The 24,996-nt window shown below is 39.2% G+C and carries 31 protein-coding genes; 16 read left to right on the forward strand and 15 right to left on the reverse strand.

Annotated elements, in window-relative coordinates; all coding sequences use genetic code 11:
* The first annotated feature begins 25 nt into the window (after positions 1-25).
* From K2F26_RS19445 to K2F26_RS19455, 3 genes are all read left to right on the forward strand, one after another.
* A complete protein-coding gene (locus tag K2F26_RS19445) occupies positions 26-292 on the forward strand; it encodes a hypothetical protein (protein WP_220609115.1) in 267 nt (88 codons plus the stop codon).
* Between the two features lie 82 nt (positions 293-374).
* Positions 375-713: a hypothetical protein gene (locus K2F26_RS19450; RefSeq protein ID WP_220609116.1), complete on the forward strand. Its 339-nt coding sequence runs from the start codon at positions 375-377 to the stop codon at positions 711-713.
* A 17-nt stretch (positions 714-730) separates the two neighbouring features.
* The gene (locus K2F26_RS19455; RefSeq protein WP_220609117.1) at positions 731-1,186 is read left to right on the forward strand and encodes a type II toxin-antitoxin system VapC family toxin; all 456 of its coding nucleotides are present in this window, start codon (positions 731-733) and stop codon (positions 1,184-1,186) included.
* 177 nt (positions 1,187-1,363) lie between these two features.
* Here the strand turns inward: K2F26_RS19455 and K2F26_RS19460 are convergent, their stop codons facing one another.
* The 8 genes from K2F26_RS19460 to K2F26_RS19495 form a co-directional block, all read right to left on the reverse strand.
* Complete coding sequence (locus K2F26_RS19460; RefSeq protein ID WP_220609118.1) at positions 1,364-2,311, reverse strand: F0F1 ATP synthase subunit gamma; 948 nt, start codon at positions 2,309-2,311, stop codon at positions 1,364-1,366.
* 92 nt (positions 2,312-2,403) lie between these two features.
* On the reverse strand, positions 2,404-3,924 hold the full coding sequence (atpA, locus tag K2F26_RS19465) for a F0F1 ATP synthase subunit alpha (RefSeq protein ID WP_220609119.1): 1,521 nt from the start codon (positions 3,922-3,924) through the stop codon (positions 2,404-2,406).
* Between the two features lie 118 nt (positions 3,925-4,042).
* On the reverse strand, positions 4,043-4,597 hold the full coding sequence (atpH, locus tag K2F26_RS19470) for an ATP synthase F1 subunit delta (protein ID WP_220609120.1): 555 nt from the start codon (positions 4,595-4,597) through the stop codon (positions 4,043-4,045).
* Positions 4,598-4,602: 5 nt separating this feature from the next.
* Positions 4,603-5,160: a F0F1 ATP synthase subunit B gene (locus tag K2F26_RS19475; protein ID WP_220609121.1), complete on the reverse strand. Its 558-nt coding sequence runs from the start codon at positions 5,158-5,160 to the stop codon at positions 4,603-4,605.
* Between the two features lie 170 nt (positions 5,161-5,330).
* Positions 5,331-5,822 (reverse strand): F0F1 ATP synthase subunit B', encoded by a 492-nt coding sequence (locus K2F26_RS19480; RefSeq protein WP_096572350.1) that lies wholly within the window; start codon positions 5,820-5,822, stop codon positions 5,331-5,333.
* 146 nt (positions 5,823-5,968) lie between these two features.
* A complete protein-coding gene (gene atpE, locus K2F26_RS19485; protein WP_193941814.1) occupies positions 5,969-6,214 on the reverse strand; it encodes an ATP synthase F0 subunit C in 246 nt (81 codons plus the stop codon).
* Positions 6,215-6,401: 187 nt separating this feature from the next.
* On the reverse strand, positions 6,402-7,157 hold the full coding sequence (gene atpB, locus K2F26_RS19490) for a F0F1 ATP synthase subunit A (protein ID WP_220609122.1): 756 nt from the start codon (positions 7,155-7,157) through the stop codon (positions 6,402-6,404).
* 51 nt (positions 7,158-7,208) lie between these two features.
* On the reverse strand, positions 7,209-7,670 hold the full coding sequence (locus K2F26_RS19495) for an ATP synthase subunit I (protein WP_220609123.1): 462 nt from the start codon (positions 7,668-7,670) through the stop codon (positions 7,209-7,211).
* Positions 7,671-8,248: 578 nt separating this feature from the next.
* Here K2F26_RS19495 and K2F26_RS19500 point away from each other — a divergent pair.
* Positions 8,249-8,479, forward strand: coding sequence for a type II toxin-antitoxin system Phd/YefM family antitoxin (locus K2F26_RS19500; RefSeq protein ID WP_220609124.1), 231 nt, complete (start codon positions 8,249-8,251; stop codon positions 8,477-8,479).
* A 1-nt stretch (position 8,480) separates the two neighbouring features.
* Positions 8,481-8,891: a type II toxin-antitoxin system VapC family toxin gene (locus K2F26_RS19505; RefSeq protein WP_220609125.1), complete on the forward strand. Its 411-nt coding sequence runs from the start codon at positions 8,481-8,483 to the stop codon at positions 8,889-8,891.
* Positions 8,892-9,019: 128 nt separating this feature from the next.
* Here the strand turns inward: K2F26_RS19505 and K2F26_RS19510 are convergent, their stop codons facing one another.
* The 4 genes from K2F26_RS19510 to K2F26_RS19520 form a co-directional block, all read right to left on the reverse strand.
* A complete protein-coding gene (locus K2F26_RS19510; RefSeq protein WP_220609126.1) occupies positions 9,020-10,201 on the reverse strand; it encodes a class I SAM-dependent methyltransferase in 1,182 nt (393 codons plus the stop codon).
* 265 nt (positions 10,202-10,466) lie between these two features.
* Entirely contained in the window at positions 10,467-10,778 is a 312-nt protein-coding gene (locus K2F26_RS19515) for a PIN domain-containing protein (protein WP_220609127.1), read from the reverse strand.
* Positions 10,779-10,907 carry a hypothetical protein gene (locus tag K2F26_RS25240; protein WP_302850028.1) on the reverse strand — a complete coding sequence of 43 codons (129 nt, stop codon included), beginning with the start codon at positions 10,905-10,907 and terminating at the stop codon, positions 10,779-10,781. It lies immediately after the preceding gene.
* Positions 10,904-11,167, reverse strand: coding sequence for a prevent-host-death family protein (locus K2F26_RS19520; protein ID WP_220609128.1), 264 nt, complete (start codon positions 11,165-11,167; stop codon positions 10,904-10,906). The genes K2F26_RS25240 and K2F26_RS19520 overlap by 4 nt, the downstream gene beginning before the upstream one ends.
* 224 nt (positions 11,168-11,391) lie before the next feature.
* On the opposite strand from K2F26_RS19520, the gene K2F26_RS19525 reads away from it, so the two are divergent.
* From K2F26_RS19525 to K2F26_RS19570, 11 genes are all read left to right on the forward strand, one after another.
* Positions 11,392-12,048 (forward strand): vWA domain-containing protein, encoded by a 657-nt coding sequence (locus K2F26_RS19525; protein ID WP_220609129.1) that lies wholly within the window; start codon positions 11,392-11,394, stop codon positions 12,046-12,048.
* A gap of 112 nt (positions 12,049-12,160) precedes the next feature.
* Positions 12,161-12,955: a PP2C family serine/threonine-protein phosphatase gene (locus K2F26_RS19530; RefSeq protein WP_220609130.1), complete on the forward strand. Its 795-nt coding sequence runs from the start codon at positions 12,161-12,163 to the stop codon at positions 12,953-12,955.
* 426 nt (positions 12,956-13,381) lie between these two features.
* Positions 13,382-15,307: a WD40 domain-containing protein gene (locus K2F26_RS19535; protein ID WP_220609131.1), complete on the forward strand. Its 1,926-nt coding sequence runs from the start codon at positions 13,382-13,384 to the stop codon at positions 15,305-15,307.
* A 239-nt stretch (positions 15,308-15,546) separates the two neighbouring features.
* Positions 15,547-16,278, forward strand: coding sequence for a transposase family protein (locus K2F26_RS19540; RefSeq protein ID WP_367890311.1), 732 nt, complete (start codon positions 15,547-15,549; stop codon positions 16,276-16,278).
* Positions 16,256-16,450: a transposase family protein gene (locus K2F26_RS25375; RefSeq protein ID WP_367890312.1), complete on the forward strand. Its 195-nt coding sequence runs from the start codon at positions 16,256-16,258 to the stop codon at positions 16,448-16,450. The genes K2F26_RS19540 and K2F26_RS25375 overlap by 23 nt, the downstream gene beginning before the upstream one ends.
* Positions 16,451-17,049: 599 nt before the next feature.
* On the forward strand, positions 17,050-17,652 hold the full coding sequence (locus K2F26_RS19545; RefSeq protein WP_220609132.1) for a hypothetical protein: 603 nt from the start codon (positions 17,050-17,052) through the stop codon (positions 17,650-17,652).
* Between the two features lie 735 nt (positions 17,653-18,387).
* A complete protein-coding gene (locus K2F26_RS19550; protein ID WP_220609133.1) occupies positions 18,388-21,777 on the forward strand; it encodes a phycobilisome rod-core linker polypeptide in 3,390 nt (1,129 codons plus the stop codon).
* A gap of 361 nt (positions 21,778-22,138) precedes the next feature.
* Complete coding sequence (apcA, locus tag K2F26_RS19555) at positions 22,139-22,624, forward strand: allophycocyanin subunit alpha (RefSeq protein ID WP_220609134.1); 486 nt, start codon at positions 22,139-22,141, stop codon at positions 22,622-22,624.
* A gap of 68 nt (positions 22,625-22,692) precedes the next feature.
* Entirely contained in the window at positions 22,693-23,178 is a 486-nt protein-coding gene (gene apcB / locus K2F26_RS19560) for an allophycocyanin subunit beta (RefSeq protein WP_015213876.1), read from the forward strand.
* A gap of 328 nt (positions 23,179-23,506) precedes the next feature.
* The gene (locus tag K2F26_RS19565; protein ID WP_096567343.1) at positions 23,507-23,713 is read left to right on the forward strand and encodes a phycobilisome linker polypeptide; all 207 of its coding nucleotides are present in this window, start codon (positions 23,507-23,509) and stop codon (positions 23,711-23,713) included.
* Positions 23,714-23,849: 136 nt separating this feature from the next.
* The gene (locus K2F26_RS19570; RefSeq protein ID WP_194051013.1) at positions 23,850-24,098 is read left to right on the forward strand and encodes a hypothetical protein; all 249 of its coding nucleotides are present in this window, start codon (positions 23,850-23,852) and stop codon (positions 24,096-24,098) included.
* Here the strand turns inward: K2F26_RS19570 and K2F26_RS19575 are convergent, their stop codons facing one another.
* The 3 genes from K2F26_RS19575 to K2F26_RS19585 are packed head-to-tail and all read right to left on the reverse strand — an operon-like array spanning position 24,099 to position 24,981.
* Positions 24,099-24,320, reverse strand: a complete 222-nt coding sequence (locus K2F26_RS19575) for a type II toxin-antitoxin system HicB family antitoxin (protein ID WP_187040351.1) — start codon at positions 24,318-24,320, stop codon at positions 24,099-24,101.
* The gene (locus tag K2F26_RS19580) at positions 24,320-24,541 is read right to left on the reverse strand and encodes a type II toxin-antitoxin system HicA family toxin (protein ID WP_096567347.1); all 222 of its coding nucleotides are present in this window, start codon (positions 24,539-24,541) and stop codon (positions 24,320-24,322) included. Before K2F26_RS19580 ends, K2F26_RS19575 begins: the two co-directional genes overlap by 1 nt.
* Before the next feature lie 35 nt (positions 24,542-24,576).
* Positions 24,577-24,981, reverse strand: coding sequence for a TerB family tellurite resistance protein (locus tag K2F26_RS19585; protein ID WP_367890345.1), 405 nt, complete (start codon positions 24,979-24,981; stop codon positions 24,577-24,579).
* Positions 24,982-24,996 lie beyond the last annotated feature (15 nt).

Genomic DNA, 24,996 nt, shown 5'->3' on the forward strand with positions numbered 1-24,996 from the left:
GATGAGTTTTACAGGAGGTTTGACCATGACATTACAAGAAATAATTAAATCTCTGGATGATTTATCTATAGAAGATAAAACTTCTTTGTTGAAAATTATTGAGTCTCAATTATTCCAAATCAAAGAACAGGAAAAACGCTCACAGAATAAAGGAGATAGTTTTTGGCAGGGAGTTTTAAAATTTAGAGAAACAATTGAAAGAGAAGGAATTGAATTTACAGATGAAGATTTTGCGAATCTGAGAGATCGTAGTCCAGGATTTAAGGATTTACAGGATGTTTTTAATATATGATAAAATAAATAATATTTTAAATTGTAATTAATGAGTGTATAGGTGTATGATATCACAACTACATTATGAGGAATAAATAATTATGTCTCAATCTGATTTAATCAATAAACCAGAATTAAGTAACAATGTTGCAGAAAATCATCTCACAGAAATTTTACGAGAAATTCAAGCAACACCTAAAGAATATTGGCAAAATTTATTACAAATGATGCGAGTATTTCGAGAAAGTGTTACTTTTAAACCCGAACTTTCTAATCATTCACAATCAGAAATAGACGCACAACAAAAAATTTTAAATCAACAACATCAAGCACTCAAAGAATTAACCAAAGAGTGGTTAGAAGAAGGAGAAGAAGAAGAACAAACAGAAACTTGGGAATATTTACGCCAAAAACAAGAAATTGATGATAATCCTTTTTAAGATCAATCTTACTTGATATGAACAGATTAATATTTCTCGATACAAACATTTTAGGAATGGTAACAAATCCTAAAAGTTCTAATTCCAGTTGTCAACAGTGCAAAGAATGGTTAGATGAAATACCCTTAAAAAATTATCAAGTAATTTTACCAGAAATTGCTGATTATGAAGTGAGACGAGAATTGCTAAGAGCAGGAAAAACAAAAGGAATTAAACGTTTAGATCAACTCAAACAAGCGATTACTTACTTACCTATTACTACTGCTACCATGCTTTTAGCAGCACAATTTTGGGCAGAAGTTAGAAACACAGGAAAAGCAACTGCTGATCCTAAATCTCTTGATGGTGATGTCATTTTAGCAGCACAAGCGAAAATAGAAGAATTAAATGGAAATCAAGTGATTGTTGCTACTACTAATGTTAAACATTTATCCTTATTTGTAGATGCTCATGAATGGCAAATGATTAATTAAATTGAATATAAAATTTTCAAACTTAAAAACTATCAACGCTAACTTAAAATCTCTCTCAAAATCTCTTTCTCTGTGTCCTCTGCGCCTCTGCGGTTCGTTCCTTCCTAACCCTCATCAAGTAATCGGCAATAAGTGATAAGTAATAATGTTACCCATCACCCATCACCAATTACCAAATTAACTAAGCGCTTCCGCACCACCCACAACTTCCAGAAGTTCCTGAGTAATAGCTGCTTGACGCGCCTTATTGTAAGAAAGAGTCAAAGTGCTAATGAGTTGACCAGCATTATCACTAGCATTACTCATCGCAGTCATCCGCGCCGCCAGTTCACTAGCTGCGGACTCTTGTAAAGCTCTCAATAACTGATTGCTCAGATATAGAGGCAACAAAGAATCTAAAATTTGTACAGGGTCTTGTTCAAAAATCATGTCACGGGGTAAAGCGCGAACTGTACTAGCTACCTTTTCCCGTTCCACTTGGAACTGACCACCACGAGTAGTTAAGCGGAAAACTTCATCATCTGCGGTTTCCAAACCTTGAGTATCCAAAGGTAACAAAGTTTGCACCACAGGACGAGAGCTAACCAAAGACACAAACCGAGTATAAATTAACTCAATTCTGTCTACCTTTTCTGACAAGAACAAAGAAAGCAGTTCATCAGCAATATTAGTAGCTTCTGCTGCTGTGGGGATTTGTTCTAAACCAGTGTAGTTAGCATCAATTTTGTAACCACGACGTTGGAAGTATTGAGTAGCTTTGCGACCAACGATCACAAAAGTTACATCTAAACCTTCCGCTTTGAGTTCCTTAGCGCGGTTTTCTGCACGACGGATCACGTTAGAATTGTAACCGCCACACAGACCTCTATCACCGGAAACTACCAACAAACCGACAGATTTAACTTCCCGTTTTTTTAGTAGAGGTAGGTCTACATCTTCAAACTTTAAGCGAGTTTGTAGACCAAATAATACTTGTGCCAAACGGTCAGCAAAGGGACGGGTGGCAATTACCTGCTCTTGAGCGCGACGTACTCTCGCCGCAGCCACCAGCCGCATAGCTTCGGTGATTTTTTTGGTATTTTTGACCGACTGAATGCGATCGCGTATTGCTTTGAGATTAGGCATAATCCGATTTTAGATTTTAGATTTTAGATTTCAGATTTTAGATTTCAGATTTTAGATTTAATCCAAAATCCAAAATCCAAAATCCAAAATTGTTACGCTGTAGCTAAAAAGGTCTTCTTGTAATCAGCTAAAGCTTCTTTGAGTGCTGCTTCTTCAGCATCTCCCAACACTTTGCTGCCTTGTACTGCTGAGTAGTAAGAGTTCTTACCAGTCTTCAAGTATTCACGGAAACCTCTAACAAAGCTGGTAACTTGGTTCACAGCAATGTCATCTAAATAACCGTTAATGCCAGCGTAAAGAATCGCTACTTGTTCAGCAACAGATAGAGGATCGTTTTGGGGCTGTTTCAACAATTCCCGTAAACGTACACCACGAGCTAACTGATCTTGAGTAGCTTTATCTAAGTCAGAAGCAAATTGCGCGAACGCTTGTAAGTCGTCAAACTGTGCTAATTCCAGTTTAATCTTACCTGCAACTTTCTTCATCGCCTTGGTTTGTGCCGCAGAACCTACACGGGATACGGAGATACCGGGGTTAACCGCAGGACGGATACCAGAGTTGAACAAGTCAGAGGATAAGAAAATCTGACCGTCAGTAATAGAAATTACGTTGGTAGGAATGTAAGCGGATACGTCACCAGCTTGGGTTTCAATGATAGGTAATGCAGTCATGCTACCTTTACCTAATTCATCGCTGAGTTTAGCAGCACGTTCCAACAAGCGAGAGTGAATGTAGAATACGTCTCCGGGGTACGCTTCCCGTCCGGGTGGACGACGTAACAACAAGGACATCTGACGATAAGCCTGAGCTTGCTTAGACAAATCATCATATACAATCAGGGTAGCTTTGCCTTTATACATGAAGTATTCAGCAATAGAAGCACCTGTGTAGGGAGCTAAGAATTGTAAAGTTGCGGGGTCACTGGCGTTAGCGGCGACAACTACGGTGTAGTCCATCGCGCCTTTTTCTTGTAAAGTTTGGACAACGTTAGCAACGGTGGAAGCTTTTTGACCAACGGCTACGTATACACAAACTACATCTTCACCTTTTTGGTTAATGATGGTGTCAATTGCGATCGCAGTTTTACCAGTTTGGCGGTCACCAATGATCAACTCACGCTGACCCCGACCTACGGGAATCATCGAGTCAATCGCGGTGATACCGGTTTGCATGGGTTCATGTACAGAACGACGTGCAATAATACCGGGTGCTGGGGATTCAATCAAACGACTTTCGCCAGTTTTGATTTCGCCCTTACCATCAATAGCACGACCCAAAGCGTCAACAACACGACCGATTAAAGCTTCACCTACAGCTACTTGAGCGATTCTACCAGTAGCAGTAACGGTGCTGCCTTCTTGGATATTGCGGCCTTCACCCATCAATACCGCACCAACGTTATCTTCTTCTAAGTTTTGGGCGATACCAACAGTACCATCTTCAAATTCTAAAAGTTCCCCAGCCATAGCTTTTTCCAAGCCATAGATCCGGGCAATACCGTCACCAACTTGCAGTACAGTACCAACATTAGCAACTTTGACTTCCTGGTCATATTGCTCGATTTGTTGTTGGATAATGCTGCTGATTTCGTCAGGTCTAATTGAAATGCTCATTATGCCTATTGTTCAGTGTTCTTTCAAGACGGAATAAGTTGCTGGTAATTAGTGATTAGTGAGTTGTACAGTAACTTTTACTGTCACCTGTCACCTGTCACCTGTCACCTATCCAACATTAACCATTAGTTAAGCGCAAAGAAAGGCGACGTAGTTGACCACGTAAGCTGGCATCAATTACTTGAGAACCGACTTTGATCACCACACCACCAATTAAATCGGTGTCAATTTTGGTTACGATTTCTACTTCCCGTGCTTTGGTAATAGAAAGAACCTTTTCTTTTACTGTTTGCAGTTGTGCATCTGTCAAAGGAACAGCAGAAGTAACTTCCGCTAAAACCGTTTGATTCAATTCCCGCAACAGGTTTACATACTGCTGTAAAATTGGCTCTAGAAAAGAAATCCGTCTTCTATCAACCAACAGCAAAATGAAATTTCTCAGATAGGGGTTAACACCTTCCCCTAACAATTGTTTGAGGAGATTCTTTTTGTTTTCTGGTTGAATAAAGGGGTTATCCAAAAAGTTTTGCAATTCCCCAGAACCAGAAATCAAACTAATGAGAGTCCGTGCATCTGCACCAAACTCTTCTGTCAAATTATTTGCTTGAGCAACAGATAATAAAGCCTGTGCATAAGGTTGGGCTACTTCTGCTGTAGCTGCATTACTTTTCATGGTTTCTAACCTCCCAATTGAGCGATGCTACGGTCAATAATAGTTTTTTGAGCATCCTCAGCAATGCCAGCTTTCAGTTCAGCTTCCGCTTTTTGTAATGCTTGAGCTACTACCTTTTGACGCAATTGAGAAATTACGCGCTCTAGTTCTGCATTCAAGTCAGCCGCACCAGCAGCTTGCATTTTCTCAATGTCAGCAGCAGCTTGGGCTAAAATTGCCTCACCAGCAGCTTTTGCACTTACTTCCGCATCAGCTTTAATTCTGGTAGCTTCAGCTTGAGCTTGCGTCAGCTTTTGTTGCGCTTCTTGCAATTGCTTGGCAGCTTCCGCTGCTCTTTGCTCTGCACTCTTAATTGCTGTTTCAATATTTTCTCGACGAGATTTGAGGGTATTACCCAAAACTTTACGTCCGAAAACAAACAGTACAGTAATAATAATGGCAAGGTTAATTAGGTTGGTCTCTAAAATATTAGTATTTAGACCAAAACCACTATGTTCTGCTCCCTCTGCCAGTTCACTTCCGACGGCGGCTGCTTCCGCCATCAATAGTACAAAAGTCCCCATGTTTTTCTATCCACAACTGCGCTGCCAAATTCAAAATCTATTGTCAGTAGTCAGTGGTCAGTGGTCAGTAGTCAGTGGTCAGCTTTTGGTTAACTATTTTCTATCACCTCTTACCTGTCACCTCTTATCTGTCACCTGTCACCTGTCACCTACAATGACAATTCTGCGAGTTAGCGTTGGCCTATTAAGTCAGCACCTAACAGCTTCTCTAGTATTTGGCGACTGAGGGCATCTACCTGAGCTTCTAAGGAAGCTAAAGCTTGTTGTTTTTGCTGCTCAATTTCACCAGCTGCTTTTTCTCTTTGTGCTTGGGCTTCTTGCTGCGCGGCAGCTATTTTCTGAGCCGCTGTTTTTTGCGCTTCTGCTTGAGCTTGGGCAATAATCGCTTGAGCTTGTCTTCTTGCACCGGCTAGTTCTTGCTCATACTGCTCGGCTAATTTTTCCGCCTTTGACAAGCGTTCTTGGGCATCCAATTGATTGTTACGGACATATTCATTACGTCCATCAATCGCTTTACCCAATGGTTTATAGAGAGTTGCGTTCAATATCAGGGCTAAAACTAGAAACTGGATTGCCATCAAGGGCAAAGTCGCATCTAAGTCAAACAAGCCCCCTTCTTTGGCAACTTCTTCTACTGCCAATAAGGTGATCCAGTGTGTCATTGTTGCTTGTTCCTATCTATGGTTGTAGTCCTGAGTTATGATATGTGGATGTTATGAGTTATGAGTTAGTGAGTCATTAATTCAACTCCTAACTCTTAACTCCTAACTCCTAATTTTTGTCACTCAGCACTCAGACTGTGTACTAATTATGCGAAGGGGTTAGCAAACAACAGTACGAGAGCAACTACTAGACCGTAGATGGTTAACGCTTCCATGAACGCCAAACTGAGCAACAATGTACCGCGAATTTTGCCTTCAGCTTCAGGCTGACGAGCAATACCTTCTACAGCTTGTCCTGCTGCGTTACCTTGACCAATACCAGGGCCGATTGCAGCCAAACCAACAGCGAGAGCAGCAGCTAATACGGAAGCAGCAGAAACTAATGGATTCATGATATTTTTCCTTACTTTTACAGTGGTTAGTTGTTGAACTTGTAGAGTTGTTTAGTAGTCAGCTTGAGGAGGCAAAAGGCAAGAGGCAAGAGGCAAGAGTTTATAACTAATTGTTTGTTTACTCTTTTCCCTATTCCCTATTCCCTGTTCCCTATTCCCTATTTCTGACTTTTGTCATCTGAGGGGTTTAATGATGCCCCTCATGCTCTTCGCCATGATGATCTTCCATCGCTTCACCAATATAGGCGGCTGCGAGGGTGGCAAAAATTAGGGCTTGAATAGCACTTGTGAATAATCCCAAGGCCATTACTGGCAATGGCACAAATAGAGGCACTAGCAACACTAGCACGCCTACGACCAATTCATCAGCTAAGATATTACCGAATAAACGGAAGCTTAGGGAAAGAGGCTTGGTGAAATCTTCAATAATTTTGAAGGGCAACATGAAGGAAACTGGTTGCACGTAGTTGCCGAAGTACCCTAAGCCTTTCTTGCTGAATCCAGCATAGAAGTAAGCTAATGAAGTTAACAGTGCTAAGGCAACTGTTGTGTTAATGTCGCTGGTGGGAGCGGCCAGTTCACCTTCTGGCAAATGAATTAGTTTAAATGGAACTAATGCCCCTGACCAGTTGGACACGAAAATAAACAAAAACAATGTGCCGATAAATGGCACCCAGGGGCGATATTCTTTTTCGCCGATCTGGTTTTTTGCTAAGTCCCGAATAAATTCTAGGGCAAATTCCATCAAGTTTTGAATGCCGCTAGGAATGCGTTTAACGTTGCTGCTTGCCAAGATGGAAGCTAGTGTTAATACGCCAATTACAAACCAGGAGGTGAGAAACACCTGTCCATGTAGCTTTAAGTTGCCTATTTGCCAGTACAGATGTTTACCCACTTCCAATTCTGCCAATGGAAGGGAGTAAAAGTTCAGAAAATTCAGCATTTTCTTGTTAGTGGGATCGCTTCTCTCATCTTACTGGAGAAACAGAGCGTTTTAAGGTTGCCGGAGCTTTGTGGAGTCAGAGATAAACGCCACTCTAATTACATAGATGATGAGTGTGGCTTTGTAGGTGAGAAATCCCAAGAATATGGGCATGATTTCCAACTGGTTCAACTTTGATGCTAACAAAATCAGGATGACTAATAAAGCTAACCTGGTTTTACTCAGCTGTTGTTTCTCTCTGCCTAATCGCTCTACATCTTTGGCCAACATCCTCAAGTAAAGCACACCTGCACACGCCCCTAATAAATAATTTAGAGCAATGTTGAGGGAATAGGAAACCCAAACAGAGATGAAAATGACCCCTGTTAACACAAGCGTGATTACCAACAACTCTTGGTAGAGTTGATAAAACTCCTGCATGGAGGAGCTTGCTGGCTGTTTTTCTTCAGAACTAGCTTGAGTATCTTGTTCTGTTGTCGGAGTGGGTACAATTTGTTCTTCTGACAAGCTCACGGGACTTGAAACCAGTACAGCTAAATAGGGTGACTGCACATTCAGTCAGTTGAATCATATCACGCTCTGGTAACAATACTTTAGAAAAAAACAATTATCTTATTTTTTAGGGAATAGGGAATAGGGAATAGGGAATAGGGAATAGGGAATAGGGAATAGAAGGCAAGAGGCAAAAGTTAATATTCTTCCCCTGCTTCCCCTGCTTCCCCTGCCTCTTCTACACTCTCTCGCTAAGTGTTAGTAAGAGTAGTTGCTTTTTTATAAGGGTTTTGACTCCGTTTAAGTCTAGCTCGACTTGGGCTAAAATATTGGTCAATCTGGCACAAATGTTACATTTTCCCATGAACTCTACTCTGGGGTTCTCCTGACGGAGATTACGCCCTGAATCAAGATGTGTTTTATTTACCTGAAAATATAGGAATAATATATAACAAAAAATATAAATTAAAGTCTTAAGTAGCTGGCTGCAATTAAATATAAAATGTGGGATGGGCATCTTGCCCGTCAACAGGCTAGAAGCCTGTTCCACTATCTAACAATTAATTAAGCCTACTTACTTATCATCTCCAAAAATAACTATGACACAAATTACTCTTTCAGAACTCCCCCCTATCCTACAAACTTTAATTAACCAAGCTAAAAAAACAGGTGAAACTCTAACTATCACTGACAATGGTATTCCCTTGGCTATTATTTCTCCTGTTAAGAAAAAATCCCTCCTAGAAGTCTTTGCTAATCTGGAAGATATTGATGAAGATTTTCCCGATGTTGACGAAGGTTTATTACCTTTAGATGATATAGAAATTTAAAATGTCTTACTCTTATTTACTGGATACTAATACATTATCAGACTTTATTAAACATCCCACAGGGAAAATTTTTTCTAAAATTCAAGAAGTTGGAGAAGAAAAAATTTGTACCAGTATCATTGTTGCCTGTGAATTACGATTTGGGGCAGAAAAGAAAAAATCTGTAAAATTGAAACAGCGTATTTCCCTCGCTTTTGAGATAATTCCTGTATTATACTTAACACCCAATGTAGATGACAATTACGCAGAAATCCGTGCTTATTTAGAACAACAAGGAACACCCATTGGTAGTAATGATTTGTTAATTGCTGCTCATGCTATCACTTTAAATCTTACAGTTGTTACAAATAATGTCCGCGAATTTTCTCGTGTTCCTAATTTGCGGGTGGAAAACTGGCTGAACACTAATTGAGAAAAGAGGTAGTTTAAAATAAAATTTGTAGGTTGGGTTGAACAAAGTGAAACCCAACTAACCCTGGTAAATGTTGGGTTTCGTTCCTCAACCCAACCTAAGTAATTTCTACAACATACTTTTTAAACCTAATCTCCAGGTGTTAATAAGAGTAATTGCTGTTTTATTATTTTTCTGACTCCGTTTAAGTCTAACTCGGTTTGGCTGATAATATCGGCTATTTTGGCAGAACCATTACATTTCTGCATAAATTCAAATTCTGCATCTGATAAATTGATGATTTGGTAATCGTAGTTAAATATACATTTGCTGGGAAACCCATCTATGCAGGGGTTAAGCTCTGGTATTGCTGCTAATAAGCTGTTTTCGTCTGTCCAGTCGTGTTTGGTTAATGGGGGACGAGTGAGGAAAAATTCGTAATGGGCTACTTCTGGATTCAGTAATTCTATCAGGCGGTATTTTTGGCGATCGCTCAAATTTCCTGCTCTCTCTATTAACTCTGGTGCTTTACCTAATAGTCTGTCTAAATCCCAAAATCCTGGATTGGAAAATCCTACAAAGTCTAATTCTGAAGCGTCTATTAATTCAAACAAGGTATCAATATTGTAGTCTGTTTCCTGGGGATGTACGTACATATCCGCAAAACATTCATCCCTCTGGTTTTCCATTGCCCATCTTTCTTTTTCTCTCTTGACAAGTCGGTTATTTTCTGGTAAAGAGGCAAAGATTTTTCTACCAACTTGCACTCCATCCCGATAGTCACCGCGTTTATCACCTTGGAGAAGGGCGATCGCCTTTTGCATTAGTTGTATTTCCCATCTTCCCAATTCTCCATAGACAAAAATGTGCATTAACCCACCAGGAGCGAGTTTTTTCGCTAATGCTGGAATACCACGAATGGGATCTGGTAGATGATGAAGCACACCAACGCAATTAATTAAATCAAATTGTCCTGGTATTTGTTCCACATCGTAAATACTCAGGTGATGAAATTTTACACGATCAGCACCGGAACTTTGACAGCGTTTTTTTGCTACTTCTAGTGTACCCGCACTTAAATCAATTCCGACTACCTGCGCGTGGGGGTTGAGATGTACTAAATATTCTGTACCGACTCCTGAACCACAACCAGCATCTAAAATGCGGATATTTTGGTTTTGTGGTTTTCTCCCTGTGCAGAAGTTGTAAGCAGCTAACCAATTCCAACGCCAATTATATCCTGGTGGTGGTTCGTCCAGGATGGGTTCGGGGGGGAAAGGGTAGGTATCGTAGAGTTTCGCAACAGCAGCACTTACTTGGGAGTCGGACATGATCGGGATTAACGCAGCATTTCTGAGTTTAGCGGATGGGGGGATTTTGGGGAAGGTGATTTAATTTTAGATTTTGGATTTTAGGTTGAAAATACCTATCTGACAAGCACAAAATTAATTGCTACCTAAGAGGATGTTTTAAAAGTTTTGGGCGAATATAATTCGCTACTACACAAGTAAAGTCCACCTGCGTGGACTAATGAAAAATTAAGGTTTTTTAACCCACGCACCATCTGGGTTTTGTCTGTGTAGATGTGATTTCTAATCACCCTAGTTGGGCTTTTAAAACATCCTCTAAATAAATCTCTACATTTCTAGTATTCCATGTTGCAATACCAATCCCAAAAAAATCTTGATCTTCTGTCCATATTGGAGAATTTAACGCTAGAGCGAGAGCTACTATTTGCCCATCTTTAATATCTCTTTCTTCCATTCGCTTTTTAGCATCTTCCTCATATTCAAGATAAATTTCTTCATCTATTGGCATGACTACTTTTTGAAGTTTATCAATAGCATTTAAAAATGGTTCTAAAGGAATATTCCGCTTTTTTAAAATTTTGGGCAAGTGTTCATTCAATTAATCATAACATGAAGCGGGAGTCACAAAACTACAGTTATAGTTGTATTTCTCAAATAAATTGCTAACTCGTTCTCCTAAAACTGCGCGAATGAGAATATTAGTATCAAGGATAATTAACTTTCTCATTGTTGCTTACTATTTTTAGCATTCTGGAAATCGGCTAATAAATCATCTTCACTAATACCTTTTGTTTCTAGTAAATGTTTAATTTTTTGTACTGCTTCCTGCAAGGCAATTAAATCTTGTTTTTGTGGATTTGGTTGTGTCGGTATGTAATAACCTATTGGTACACCATGAGAAGTAATTGCGATTGGTTCGGAATTTGGTTGTGTGTATTTATGTAAGTTGGCACGAAATTCTTTGATGCCTACAGATTGAATTTTCATGATAGTAAATTGAGTGAAAATAAAATATGTACACCTGAGTACACTATAGCATAAATCATAATCAAATTAAATAATCAGCGTAATAGCATAAATTTAAGTTGATTCCGTGAAACCACTCATGTTAAGATGGATATTGACGTTTATAATTGAAAATCTAAAAAAACTATAATATGTATTTAGCATCCATTTGTTATTTACCATTTGATTAACCAGGAGTATAAATAATGGCGCTTGGTTTACCTGAGTTTGTTGAAAACCCTGAAAATCGTTGTCCGGTAGTTCTGTTATTAGATACTTCTGGTTCAATGTCAGGTCAAGCTATACAGGAGTTAAATACAGGTTTGGCGGCTTTCAAGGAAGATGTATTAAAGGATGCTCATGCTTCTTTAAGTGTGGAAGTGGCTATAGTTACTTTTGGACCTGTGCGACTGATACAAGATTTTGTCACCATAGACCATTTTACACCGCCCAAACTAGAAGCAGATGGTGGAACACCAATGGGTGAGGCGATAGAATATGCTTTAAATTTAGTGGAAAAACGTAAACAGACTTATAAAGATAATGGTATTCTCTATTATCGTCCTTGGGTATTTTTAATTACTGACGGTGCGCCTACAGACTATTGGCAAAATGCAGCGCAAAGGGTGAGGGAAGAAGAAGAACAGCGCCGAATGTTGTTTTTTACTGTTGCTGTGCAAGGTGCGTATATGAATAAACTCAGAGAAATTGCACCACCTGGACGGCCTCTAGTGATGTTAAATGGTTTAGATTTTCGTTCTTTATTTGTTTGGCTTTCTACTTCTATGAAACGGGTTTCTAGTGGCAAAGTTGGGGAAGTTGTAGCATTACCTCCAGTGGGATGGGGGCAAATTACAAGTTAATTTGTAGAAACCAGATCCCCGACTTCTAACATAAGTTGATTATTTATTGACATGATGAAAAAAGAAGTCGGGGATCTTAGCTATTAAATTAGATTTTGAGGATTTATTTATTGTGGGTTGGAAAGCTATAGCGCGTTTTGCGGTGGGAACGAGTCATCAAGAGCAAAAAATACCTTGTCAAGATTACGGACATTATCGCATTTTTAATGATGTGATTGTGGGTGCGGTTGCTGATGGTGCTGGAAGTGCTAAATATTCTCATATTGGTTCTAAAGTAGCGGTAGAAACTACGCTCAAATATCTTTCTACAATTAGTGAGTATCTTCAGCAGCGAAAACGATGTTGGCAGAAGGTTTCTCAACCACTTTCAGAACAAGAAGCAAAAAAGCTTTTTACTAAAACCGTTAATCATGTAATTTCAGATTTAACAAAACAAGCAGCAAATAAAGATTATTCTGTTAATGATTTAGCTTGTACATTATTGGTTTTTGTAGCAACTCCTGAATGGGTTGCAGCTATGCAAATTGGAGACGGGTTTATTGTCATGAGTTCTCAAGATACAGAATATCAAATGTTGTTTAAACCAGATAAGGGGGAATTTTTCAACGAGACAACTTTTGTCACTTCAGTTAGTGGACTGGAGGAAATGCAGGTAAAGGTATTTTCAGGAAAGCAAGAATTTATTTGTGCTGCTACTGATGGACTAGAAAAAGTAGCAATTAGATTTAGTGACTGGCAACCTTTCCTGCCATTTTTTAAACCTTTAGAGGCATATTTGCGAGAAACAGAAAATCCTGGATGTGATGGAGATAATTATATTATGGATTTTCTTGAGTCTGATAGGTTAAATGCTCGTACTGATGATGATAAAACTTTGGTTTTATGTTTGTTTGAAAAAGAGATTTAGTAGACTCAATTAAATGATGGGCGGGCAGGATGCCCAGCCCACAAAAGTGACAGCACTTTCTGGTGTTATGAGCTACACCACGGGCGGGCAAGATGCCCACCCCACAAGAGTTTTATTATTAAAATTTGTACCTCATAGCAATGGAATCTGCTGTATATCCCACATTCCGAACTTCGCTTTGTAATACATGAAGATTACGAAAATTGCGGTTAATGGTGGTTGAATAGCGATCTCCGAATGGCTATAATTAATACGTTTAAATATTGAATAATATCAACATTTTTTGTAAAATTTATTGAAGTATTAACGTATGACATTTTGAAGTGCGGAAAGTCGGTTATATATTGATTGTGGGATGGGCTTCTAGCCTGTCCTAGTAAACAATACTATTTGATATTGATTTCATCCCATTTACTGAAAAATTATATGACGTTTCTAATTTGTGATAGTACGAGTGAAAGAATTACTTTGTTAAATGAAATAGCTGCTAGTGGAGAAGCTAAAGTTTGGCGAACTAATCATCATGGTTATTTAGCTAAAATTTACCATTCACCAACACCTGAAAGAATGGAAAAATTAGCGGCAATGATAGCGCACGCACCAAAAGAGCCAAATTCCCATCTTAATCATATTTCTTTTGCTTGGCCTAATTCATCATTAAGAGATGATCAAGGTGATTATGTAGGTTTTTTAATGCCAGAAGTTAAAGGTGGAAAAGAGCTTATTAATATTTATAACCCCCAGCTTCGTAAGAGCTTAAAGCTTGAGATTAATTGGCGTTTTCTACACACTACGGCTTTAAATATTGCCTCAATTATTGCAGCATTACATGAAGCTGGTTATGTATTAGGTGATATTAAACCACAAAACATTTTAGTTAATAATCGTGCTTTACCTTCGATTATTGACACAGATTCTTTTCAGGTGAAAAATCCCAAAAATGGTAAAGTTTATCGTTGTTTAGTTGGTTCAGAAGGATATACACCACCGGAATTAATTGGTGAAGATTTTTCTAGGATTGAACAAACGGAAATACATGATAGATTTCGATTAGCAGTAATTATTTATCAATTGTTATTTGGTGGTAATAGTCCTTTTCAGGGAATATGGACAGGTGGGGGAGAAACTCCAGAAGTTAATGAACTTATTAAGCATGGTATATGGTTGTATTCTCAAAATAGTTTGATTGAGCATGTAGAGAGAACAATTCCTATGATAATTGTTCATCCTGCAATTCGGGAATGTTTTCTCAGATGTTTTAATGATGGGTATAAAAATCCTCATTTACGTCCGACTGCTAAGGAGTGGTTAGAGGTTTTAAGAATAGGAAATGATAACTTAACTGTATGTGATAGGGTAGATAGTCATTTTTATAGTAGAACTTATGGTAGTTGTTATTGGTGCGATCGCTCTACAAAGTTGGGTGTTGATATTTTTGCTGGTGTTGTTAAGGTAAAACCATCTCTTGTTGTGGAATCACCCCTACAAACCCTCACTGGTCATTCTAACTTGGTTACGTCAGTAGCATACAGCCCTGATGGTCAAACTCTGGCTAGTGGGGGTGACAAGACTATCAAACTGTGGGAAGTAAAAACGGGAAACCCCCTACAAACCTTCACTGGTCATTCTAACTTGGTTACGTCAGTAGCATACAGCCCTGATGGTCAAACTCTGGCTAGTGGGGGTAATGACAACACTATCAAACTGTGGGAAGTAAAAACGGGAAACCTCCTACAAACCTTCACGGGTCATTCTTACTGGGTTGGGTCAGTAGCATACAGCCCTGATGGTCAAACTCTGGCTAGTGGGAGTAATGACAACACTATCAAACTGTGGGCTGTAAAAACGGGAAACCTCCTACAAACCTTCACGGGTCATTCTGACTGGGTTGGGTCAGTAGCATACAGCCCTGATGGTCAAACTCTAGCTAGTGGGAGTAATGACAACACTATCAAACTGTGGGACTTAAAAACGGGAAACCTCCTACAAACCTTCATTGGTCATTCTAACTCGGTTTGGTCAGTAGCATACAGCCCTGATGGTCAAACCCTTGCTAGTGGAAGTCGTGACAACACTATCAAACTGTGGAATGTAAAAACGGGAAACCTCCTACAAATCTTCACTGGTCATTCTCACTGGGTTATGTCAGTAGCATATAGCCCTGATGGTCAAACTCTGGCTAGTACAAGTAATGACACGACTATCAAACTGTGGGATGTAAAAACGGGAAACCTCCTACAAATCTTCACTGGTCATTCTCACTGGGTTACGTCAGTAGCATATAGCCCTGATGGTCAAACCCTTGCTAGTGGGAGTGGTGACAAGACTATCAAGATATGGCGGTTAAGGTGAATTATAAAATGTATTTAATTTAACTAAATCTTCCTTGTAGTCATCACTTGTACTAACATGACAAAAACAACATACCAGAAAAAGCTGTTGTACTTCTATACATTCAGCTAAGGATAGATAAAATCAAAAAAAGTATCTATAATGAGTGGAATACCACAAGTTAACATTAGACCTGTCCGAAATATATACAAAAAAATGGTAGAACGGTAAATTGAAGATATACCGTGAATCTACCCAACATGAAAAATATTATCCATTATATACATTCGTACCCAAAACGCGCTAGGGGTATACTGGGAATTAGCTATGATAAATTGATTTCATTGATGGAGGTGGCTAAGTTAACTCATCAGGAGCAAAAAGCTCAGGTAGAAAAAAATAAAAGGCGTGTTAATGCGCCTGGTGGCGGGCGTAAACCAAAATTAACAATTGAAGAAGAAATATGCCTGACACTATTTTATCTCAGGCAAATGCCAACATTTGAAGTATTAGGATTACAGTTTGGTATTTCCAAGACAAAAGCAAATGATACATTTCATTACTGGCTAGGAATATTGAGGAAGATTTTACCATCTAGTATGCTAGAACAATTAGAAAATCAGGAGGGAGATTATGCAATTGTTAAGGAACTATTACAGGATTTTGAGTTAATCGTAGATAGCTTTGAGCAAGCTATAGAAAGACCGGAAGACAATGATGAGCAAAAAAGATACTATTCGGGAAAGAAGAAATATCACTCATTTAAAAATCAAGTTGTCTCCATGCCAAAAGGTAAAGATATAGTAGATGTGACGGTAGGAAAGCCAGGACCGACTAGCGATATTTCTTTGTTTAGAGGTCAACAAGAAAAATTTGATTCTGGACAGAGATTTCAAGGAGATAAAGCTTATACAGGTGGAGATAATATGACTACACCTAAGAAAAAGCCCAGAAATAAAGAATTAACAGATGAACTTAAAAGTTGCAAATAAAAAGCTGACTAGTAAACGAATTTTTGTAGAGCATATTATCAGAATTATTAAAATATTTCGCATAGCATCATCAAGATTTCGTCTTCATAAAGATACTTATGAAAAAGTAATATTGACGATTTGTGGATTGGTGAGGTTACGAATTGATTCTCTAGTTTTACCAAATTTATGATATGTGTTAAAAGTATGCAGATGATGAAATAACCATCGGCATTTTTTCCGGGCTATATTAACAGTAACTATCTCTAGCCCTGATGATTACGTCAAGTCTGGCTCACATGAAAACATCCTCAAAGCCCGACACAGACTGCCTTTTTAATTTTCGGACAGGTCTATTGTATAATCTTGGGTCTTCATTATATATTATGCTAGATTGCCTTCACAAAAACCATAAAACCCTTATGCTATAATAAATACGGGCATTATTTATTAACATTTTAAGTATTTTTCATGGGATATGGCTTTTTGCCTTGATTTTTAAACACATTTTTGATGTTTAATTAATAGTTTGGCATACTAGTACAGTACGGCGTAAATAAACCAACCATTCTAAATCTCCGACAATCCTATGCTGTCTTGGTTTTGACTTTTGACTTTTGACTTCCGCGAAGCGGTACTAGGTACTGAAGAACCATAATCCTAATATTCTGAACTCTTGTGGAACAGGCATCTTGCCTGTTCCACTTATACAAATTAAATGCACAACAGCTTATTAGGAGACTGAGGTTTGTTGACTGATGACTGTTGATTTTGTTTTGAAAGGTAATAAACATGGCTTACAGTGATTTTAAATTAAGTGAAATTATCCAGAAATTTGAGTTGACACTAAATGAAGTATCAGCGTTATTTGCAGATACAACGGAAGAAGAACCCAGTGATTTACTAACAACAATTCTCAAAGAGAATGTTGATTTAGCTGTTTCGATTAACACTGAAAAAGCCCGTTCTGAAATGATAATTAGTCCAATTTTACTAGAAGTAAGAAGAAAGTTAAATAATCAAATCAGTCTATTTTCAGGGGTAGATTTTAATGTTGATAATCAACAAGGTTTAAATGGTTTTTGTGATTTCCTGATTTCTCTTTCCAAAGAACAGCTTTTTGTTCGCGCACCTGTAATTACATTGGTAGAAACCAAAAATGAAAACTTGAAATCAGGTTTGGCTCAATGTATAGCAGAAATGATTGCTGCTCAGTTATTTAACGAGAAAAACGAAAATAATATTAGGACTATTTATGGTGCTGTAACTATTGGTACTATTTGGCAATTTTTGAAGTTAGAAGATAAACTTGTTTCCATTGATTTAAGTGAATATTATATCAAGGATGTGAAAAAGATTTTAGGAATTTTAATCAGTGCAATTAAGCAGGAATAATTTTTAATGTAGTGCGGGCATCTTGCCTGCAATTTGAAAATAAAACCTATTATAACCAAGAATTTATGAATAAATGAGAATATATTTTGCCAAATCCTGTAAAAGCTGGGTTATCAAATACTCCTGATGAATATCCTTTACTCCTGATGAATATCCTTTCTTATGGGATAGGTTTTAATTTTTTCATCCTGTAGTGGGAGCATCTTGCTGCCTACGGTATCTACCACATTTCACCCCATTCAATTGATATCCTTGAACTCCTGAATCATTGAAATCCTTAATCTGGAAAGACTTTTTCAGGAAAGCCTATTTAGACCTATCATACCAACAATACTCATACCTTAACGTTTGTTTCTACATTTAAATTCATATAAACAAATCAAGTTTTATTTACATTCCATTACTAATCCCAAAAACATGAAAAAAATCTAAAATAGAGATAAATCAGCTACAAAATATGCTGAAAGCAAATGTAGCATATAGATACAAAACTTCAACATTCCACAGCCTGTCCACAGTAGGTACTTATGCCAATAGGCAGATTTAGATTACAGAATTGACATACTTCTTAATAAATTAGCAGCGTTACCGCAAAACGTTCTAATCTAAAAACTGAACTGGGTTAATTTACTGGCAGTTTGACTGGCGTACTATACATAAATACACCAATATGTCAAGCCAAAAAGCAACCCAGACTTAACACATAAACTTATTTATAGGAGTTTAAAAAATCCGATGAGTGTTAAGGCAAGTGGTGGAAGCTCAGTTGCGCGTCCGCAACTATATCAAACCTTACCTGTAGCGACCATTTCCCAAGCAGAACAACAAGACCGCTTTTTGGGAAAAGGTGAACTCAGTGAACTGGGAAGCTATTTTGCTTCTGGTGCAAAACGTTTAGAAATCGCCCAGATCCTCACCGAAAATTCTGAGATCATTGTTTCTCGTGCGGCTAACCGGATCTTCGTTGGTGGTTCACCAATGGCTTTCTTAGAAAAGCCCCAAGAACCGGAAATGGCAATGGTGGGCGCTGGTGCTAATGTCCAAGAAGGCATGAAACTAGGAACAGTCACCTACGTTGAAAGTCGTGGTGGCTTCTTTGAAAACCTCCGTTCCATCTTCAACACTTCCGCAGGTGGTCCCACACCTCCTGGTTTTAGACCCATTAACGTTGCTCGTTATGGTCCTGGCAATATGTCCAAGAGCTTGCGGGACTTGTCCTGGTTCTTGCGCTATGCTACCTATGCCATTGTTGCCGGCGACCCCAATATCATCTCTGTAAATACCAGAGGTTTGCGGGAAATCATTGAAAATGCTTGTTCTGGTGAAGCTACCATTGTGGCTTTACAAGAAATCAAAACTGCTTCCTTGTCATTCTTCCGCAAAGACCCTGAAGCAACAGAAATCGTGACTCAGTACATGGATGTGTTGCTGACTGAGTTCAAAGCACCTACACCATCCACCAAAGTCCGTCAACGTCCTTCCGGCGATCAACAAGGTTTACAACTACCTCAAATTTACTTCAACGCCGCAGAACGCCGTCCCAAGTACGCTATGAAGCCTGGTTTGTCTTCTAGCGAAAAAACTGAAGTAGTCAAAGCTGCTTACCGCCAAGTATTTGAGCGCGATATTACCCGTGCTTACAGCTTATCCATCTCTGACTTAGAATCAAAAGTTAAAAATGGCGATATCTCCATGAAGGAGTTTATTCGCCGTTTAGCTAAATCTCCTCTTTACCAAAAACAGTTTTACCAGCCTTTTATTAACAGCCGGGTAATAGAACTTGCTTTCCGTCACATTTTGGGACGTGGACCAAGCAGCCGGGAAGAAGTGCAAAAATACTTTGCAATTATTTCTAACGGTGGTTTACCCGCTTTAGTAGATGCTTTGGTAGACTCCAAAGAATACGCAGATTACTTTGGTGAAGAAACCGTTCCCTACATCCGGGGGCTGGGTCAAGAAGCTCAAGAGTGTCGCAACTGGGGACCACAGCAAGACCTGTTCAAATACAGTGCGCCTTTCCGCAAAGTTCCTCAATTTATTACCACCTTTGCAGCTTACGAACAACCATTACCTGATCAACATCCCTACGGTTCTGGTAATGATCCGTTAGAAATTCAATTTGGCGCGATTTTCCCGAAAGAAACCCGCAACCCCAGCAGCAGTCCTGCACCTTTCGGTAAAGATACCCGTCGGATCTTGATTCACCAAGGACCTGGTATCAATAATCAACTCAGTAAACCCGGTGCGCGTGGTGTTGCTCCTGGTACTTTGGGCGCGAAAGTGTTCAAATTAGACCAGTTACCCGGTACTATGAGCAGAAATGCTGGTAAGGGTACAAGTGTCAAATTCTCTGAAAGCTCTACCCAAGCGGTAATCAAAGCTTGTTACCTGCAAGTATTCGGTCGTGATGTTTACGAAGGTCAACGCCTGAAAGTTGCGGAAATCAAACTGGAAAACGGCGAAATCACCGTCCGCGAGTTTGTGCGGATGTTGGCGAAGTCTGATTTATTCCGCAAAATGTACTGGACTTCCTTGTATGTTTGTAAAGCGATTGAATACATTCACCGTCGCTTGTTAGGTCGTCCTACCTATGGTCGTCAAGAAAACAACAAGTATTTTGATATTGCTTCTAAGAAAGGCTTTTATGCTGTTGTTGATGCCATCCTTGACACTGTAGAGTACAGTGAAGCTTTCGGTGAAGATACTGTTCCTTATGAGCGTTATTTAACACCTGCTGGTGTATCCTTGCGTCAACTGCGTGTGGGAACTATCCGCGAAGATATCAACAAAGTTGAGAAGGAAGAAACTCCTCGCTTTGTGGAGTTGGGTGAAGTTAAGGAAATGCGGACCCAACCAGATATTGATTTCCGCATTAACCAAGGTGTTACTAAGCAGCGTGAGCAAACCAAGGTCTTCAAACTGATCGCTGGTATTGGTGATAAGGTTGCGGTAAAAACTTTAATTGGTGCTGCTTACCGTCAAATTTTCGAGCGTGATATTGCTCCTTATGTTGCTGGTAACGAGTTTACTGATTTAGAAAGTAAGCTGAGTAACGGAGAAATCACTGTTAAGGAATTTATTGAAGGTTTGGGTTACTCTAACTTGTACCTGAAGGAGTTCTATACACCTTATCCCAACACGAAAGTGATTGAGATGGGTACTAAGCATTTCTTAGGCCGTGCGCCAATGGATCAGGCAGAAATCCGTAAGTATAACCAAATTCTGGCTACTCAAGGTATTAAAGCCTTTATCGGTGCAATGGTGAATAGTGCTGAGTATGCTCAGGCTTTTGGTGAAGATACTGTTCCTTACCGTCGCTTCCCAACTTTACCTGCGGCTAACTTCCCCAATACCGAGAAGCTTTACAACCAGCTAACTAAGCAAAATGATGATTTGGTTGTACCTAGCTTTGAAACAGTGAAGCCCCGGATTAAGACTGAGAATACGCCAATGTTAGCGAATGCGATCGCAGATTTGGCGGCTCAAGCTAGACAAATGGACAAGACCAAACCCTTGTTCATCGAGTTAGGTCGTTCTTTTAACGATGGTCGTGGTCAGTCGGTAGAAGTTGGTGTTGGTACAAGTCGCCGCAAACCTGCCCGTATTTTCCGCGCTACCACTGGTACAAATTCAACTGAAACCAATCAGGTAATTAACGCTATCTATGTTCAGGTGATGGACGTATTTAGTGGTCAAATTCCTGAGTATTTACGCCGCAGTGATTTAGATAGCAAACTGCGTAACGGTGAAATTACCGTGCGTGAGTTTGTCCTAGAGTTGGCAAGTTCAGAAATTTACCGCAAGCGGTTCTACACACCCTATCCCAACACCAAAGTGATTGAATTTTTATTCCGTCACATTTTGGGACGCGCACCCGCAACTCAAGGCGAAATCCGTCAATATAACAAAATATTGGCTGATAGCGGTTTAAGGGCGGCTGTGGAAACTATGGTGAATAGCCCAGAATACGCTCGTTACTTCGGTGAAGATGTTGTACCTTACAACCGCTTCCCATCTTTACCTGCGGGTAACTACTTGGGTAGCGTGAAAGCTGAAGCTGACCTAGTAAAACAATCTTGGTCTAGCTTGTCTCCTTCTGTTTTAACCGGTCGCGGTGGTAGATAGGTGACAGTTGACAGGTGACAGGTGACAGTGAAGAAAGCAGGGGTGCAGGGGGCAGGGTGCAGGGGGGAGAGAATATTAACTTTTGCCTTTTGCCTCTTGCCTCTTGCCTTCTGTTCCCTGTTCCCTGTTCCCTCAAAATGAGCATTTCTGAAAGAAAATATTACAAAGTATTAAGAGCAGTAATAAATGCTCAACATAATGCCGGAGAATATTTTGCGGAAGGATAATTAAGTTTTTCAACTTATGTACTTTTGTTGAGTAAATGTGACTCACTTTGTACTAAGATGCAAAACAGTTATCAATCAAATCAAAGTCTTACCAGTTTAAAAACTGGTGTCATTAGTTTTGGAGGAATCCATTAATGAGTATCGTCACGAAGTCCATCGTGAATGCTGATGCAGAAGCTCGCTACCTCAGCCCCGGTGAATTAGATCGCATTAAGAGCTTCGTTTCTGGTGGCGCACAACGTCTCCGCATCGCTCAAGTATTGACCGACAACCGCGAGCGCATCGTTAAGCAAGCTGGCGATCAATTGTTCCAAAAGCGTCCTGATGTTGTTTCTCCCGGTGGTAACGCTTACGGTAAAGAAATGACAGCTACCTGTCTTCGTGACTTAGACTACTACTTGCGTCTTGTAACCTACGGAATCGTTTCTGGTGATGTAACCCCCATCGAAGAAATCGGTATCGTTGGTGTACGTGAAATGTACAAGTCCTTGGGTACTCCCATTGACGCTGTTGCTGGTGGCGTTGCTGCTATGAAAGCTGTTGCTTCTACCTTGTTGTCTGCTGAAGACGCAGCTGAAGCTGGCGCTTACTTCGACTACGTTGTTGGTGCAATGTCATAGGTTACAGCTAATTAACTGCTGAAACTGAAAACTGTTGCAATCAATCTGGAAATAAGGAAATAACAACAATGCAAGACGCAATTACCTCTGTAATTAATTCCTCTGACGTTCAAGGTAAATACCTTGATACCGCTGCTTTAGAAAAGCTCAAAGGTTACTTCGCTACTGGTGAACTGCGCGTTCGTGCAGCTACAACCATCAGTGCTAACGCTGCTGCGATCGTTAAAGAAGCTGTAGCTAAATCCTTGTTGTACTCTGACATCACCCGTCCCGGTGGTAATATGTACACCACTCGTCGTTACGCAGCTTGTATCCGTGACTTGGATTACTACTTGCGTTATTCCACCTACGCTATGTTGGCTGGAGATCCTTCCATCCTCGACGAGCGTGTATTAAACGGTTTGAAAGAAACCTACAACTCCTTGGGTGTACCCGTAGGCGCTACCGTTCAAGCTATCCAAGCTATGAAAGAAGTAACTGCAAGCTTGGTTGGTCCTGACGCTGGTAAAGAAATGGGCGTTTACTTCGACTATATCTCCTCTGGCTTGAGCTAGGAGTTAGCTTTGCACTTATAATTTAGGTGCGGCTTGATTAAGGTCTGGAAATCAACCATGAGTTCTAGGTCGTTCTATTGCTTACTAAACATGAGTATTAGCGGTCTAGTGTTGATGTTTGATTTCCAGGCTTTGAAATGTAAGGAGTCAGGAGTCAGGAGTCAGGAGTCAGAATAATTAATATTTATTTATTTATTTTGGCTTGGTAGATGGAGATTTGACAACTGACGGCTAAATCATTTAAATCCTTACAAATAAATTAAAGAGTTGTACTCAAGATTTTTGAGATAAAAAAGTTTTTCCAAACAAATACGGAGTTTAGAAAAAAATGGCTCGTTTATTTAAAGTGACTGCTTGTGTTCCCAGCTTAACTCGCACTCGCACCCAACGCGAATTACAAAATACTTACTTCACTAAGTTAGTTCCTTATGAAAACTGGTTCCGTGAACAACAACGGATTCAAAAAATGGGCGGTAAGATTGTTAAGGTAGAATTAGCAACTGGTAAGCAAGGTACAAACACTGGTTTGGCTTAATTTCTATACATACATCAGAGATTATTTTGGTAGATTTTTCAGGGGTCAGTGATGACCTCTTTTTTTATTGATAGCAGGGAATAGGGATGTCTGAATCAGGATGTCCAGGATTAAAGGATGAACAGGATGAAAATTTATGAGAACTATTGAGCTTTCCCAATCTACATTAACAATATCTGAATTATTAGAATTAGCGGAAAATGATACTGTAATTATTAAGAAAGCTGATGGGAGAGAGTTTGTTTTGTGTGTGGTTGATGATTTTGCTGCTGAAGTTAAAGCACTGCAAGAAAATCAGGAATTTATGGACTTTTTAGCCCGACGTTCTCAATCTGATCAACGAGTATCTTTAGAGGAAGCGCGTAAACGTTTGGGTATTTGGTAATTAAGATGCAATTTGCAATGTGTTAGGTTCAGGGATAGATTCACCTTCTGCTTCCCAAGCTTCTAGGTACATTTCGATTACTTCTTCTCCATTTTTAATTGCTTCTTCACGAGTTTTTCCGTGAGTACAAGGCATAATCACAAGATGGCTAAATTCGGGAATTGTAACTAGGAAAAGTTGGTCTTCCTTTGACCATTGAATAATCATACTGTATTGACTCATTAATTTTGCTCCTCTCCTAATTCTTCCAGTTCAGTTAATAATTTTGCTAATTGCTTTTCTAAGTAAAGTGGAACATCATCTCCATCTTTACCTGGAATTGTTAATGTTTTCCTCAGTAAAGGATGTTTCCATCTTTCATGACTGCCTTTCCCACGCTTTGGTAGATACACAAACCCTTTACGTGCAATCTCGGCTTTTAGTTCCCGAATTTTTCTGGGCATTTATGCTGAATATTGATTTATTCTTGGTCTGAACTTTAATAAGCTAACATCATTTCTGCAATATCTACCTCAGAAAATCCCATTAATTTTCCCACTTGTTTAATGTACATTTTTTCCGTTATGTGAAAATCTCCATCACGCTTGGCAAGAGCGATCAAATCAATTAATAACCCTAAAGCATCATCGGGATATTTAGCTATTAATGAATAATCTACTTCTATTCTCTGGGCAGATAATAAATTTTTAATTTCCTTAATTTCTTCCACTGTTAAATTAGCATTGGTAATAATCGTCTTGAGATATTCTTTCTCTTCAGGTTCAATACTACCATCAACTTTCATTAAATTAATCAGGGTTTTAATCTTTAATAATTCTAGTCTTTCTCCTGTTATACAGCACTTTGCGTAACGTTTAGGTACAAAAACATAAGACAGAATTATTACATCAAGCTAGAA

Source organism: Sphaerospermopsis torques-reginae ITEP-024 (assembly GCF_019598945.1).
GTDB lineage: Bacteria > Cyanobacteriota > Cyanobacteriia > Cyanobacteriales > Nostocaceae > Sphaerospermopsis.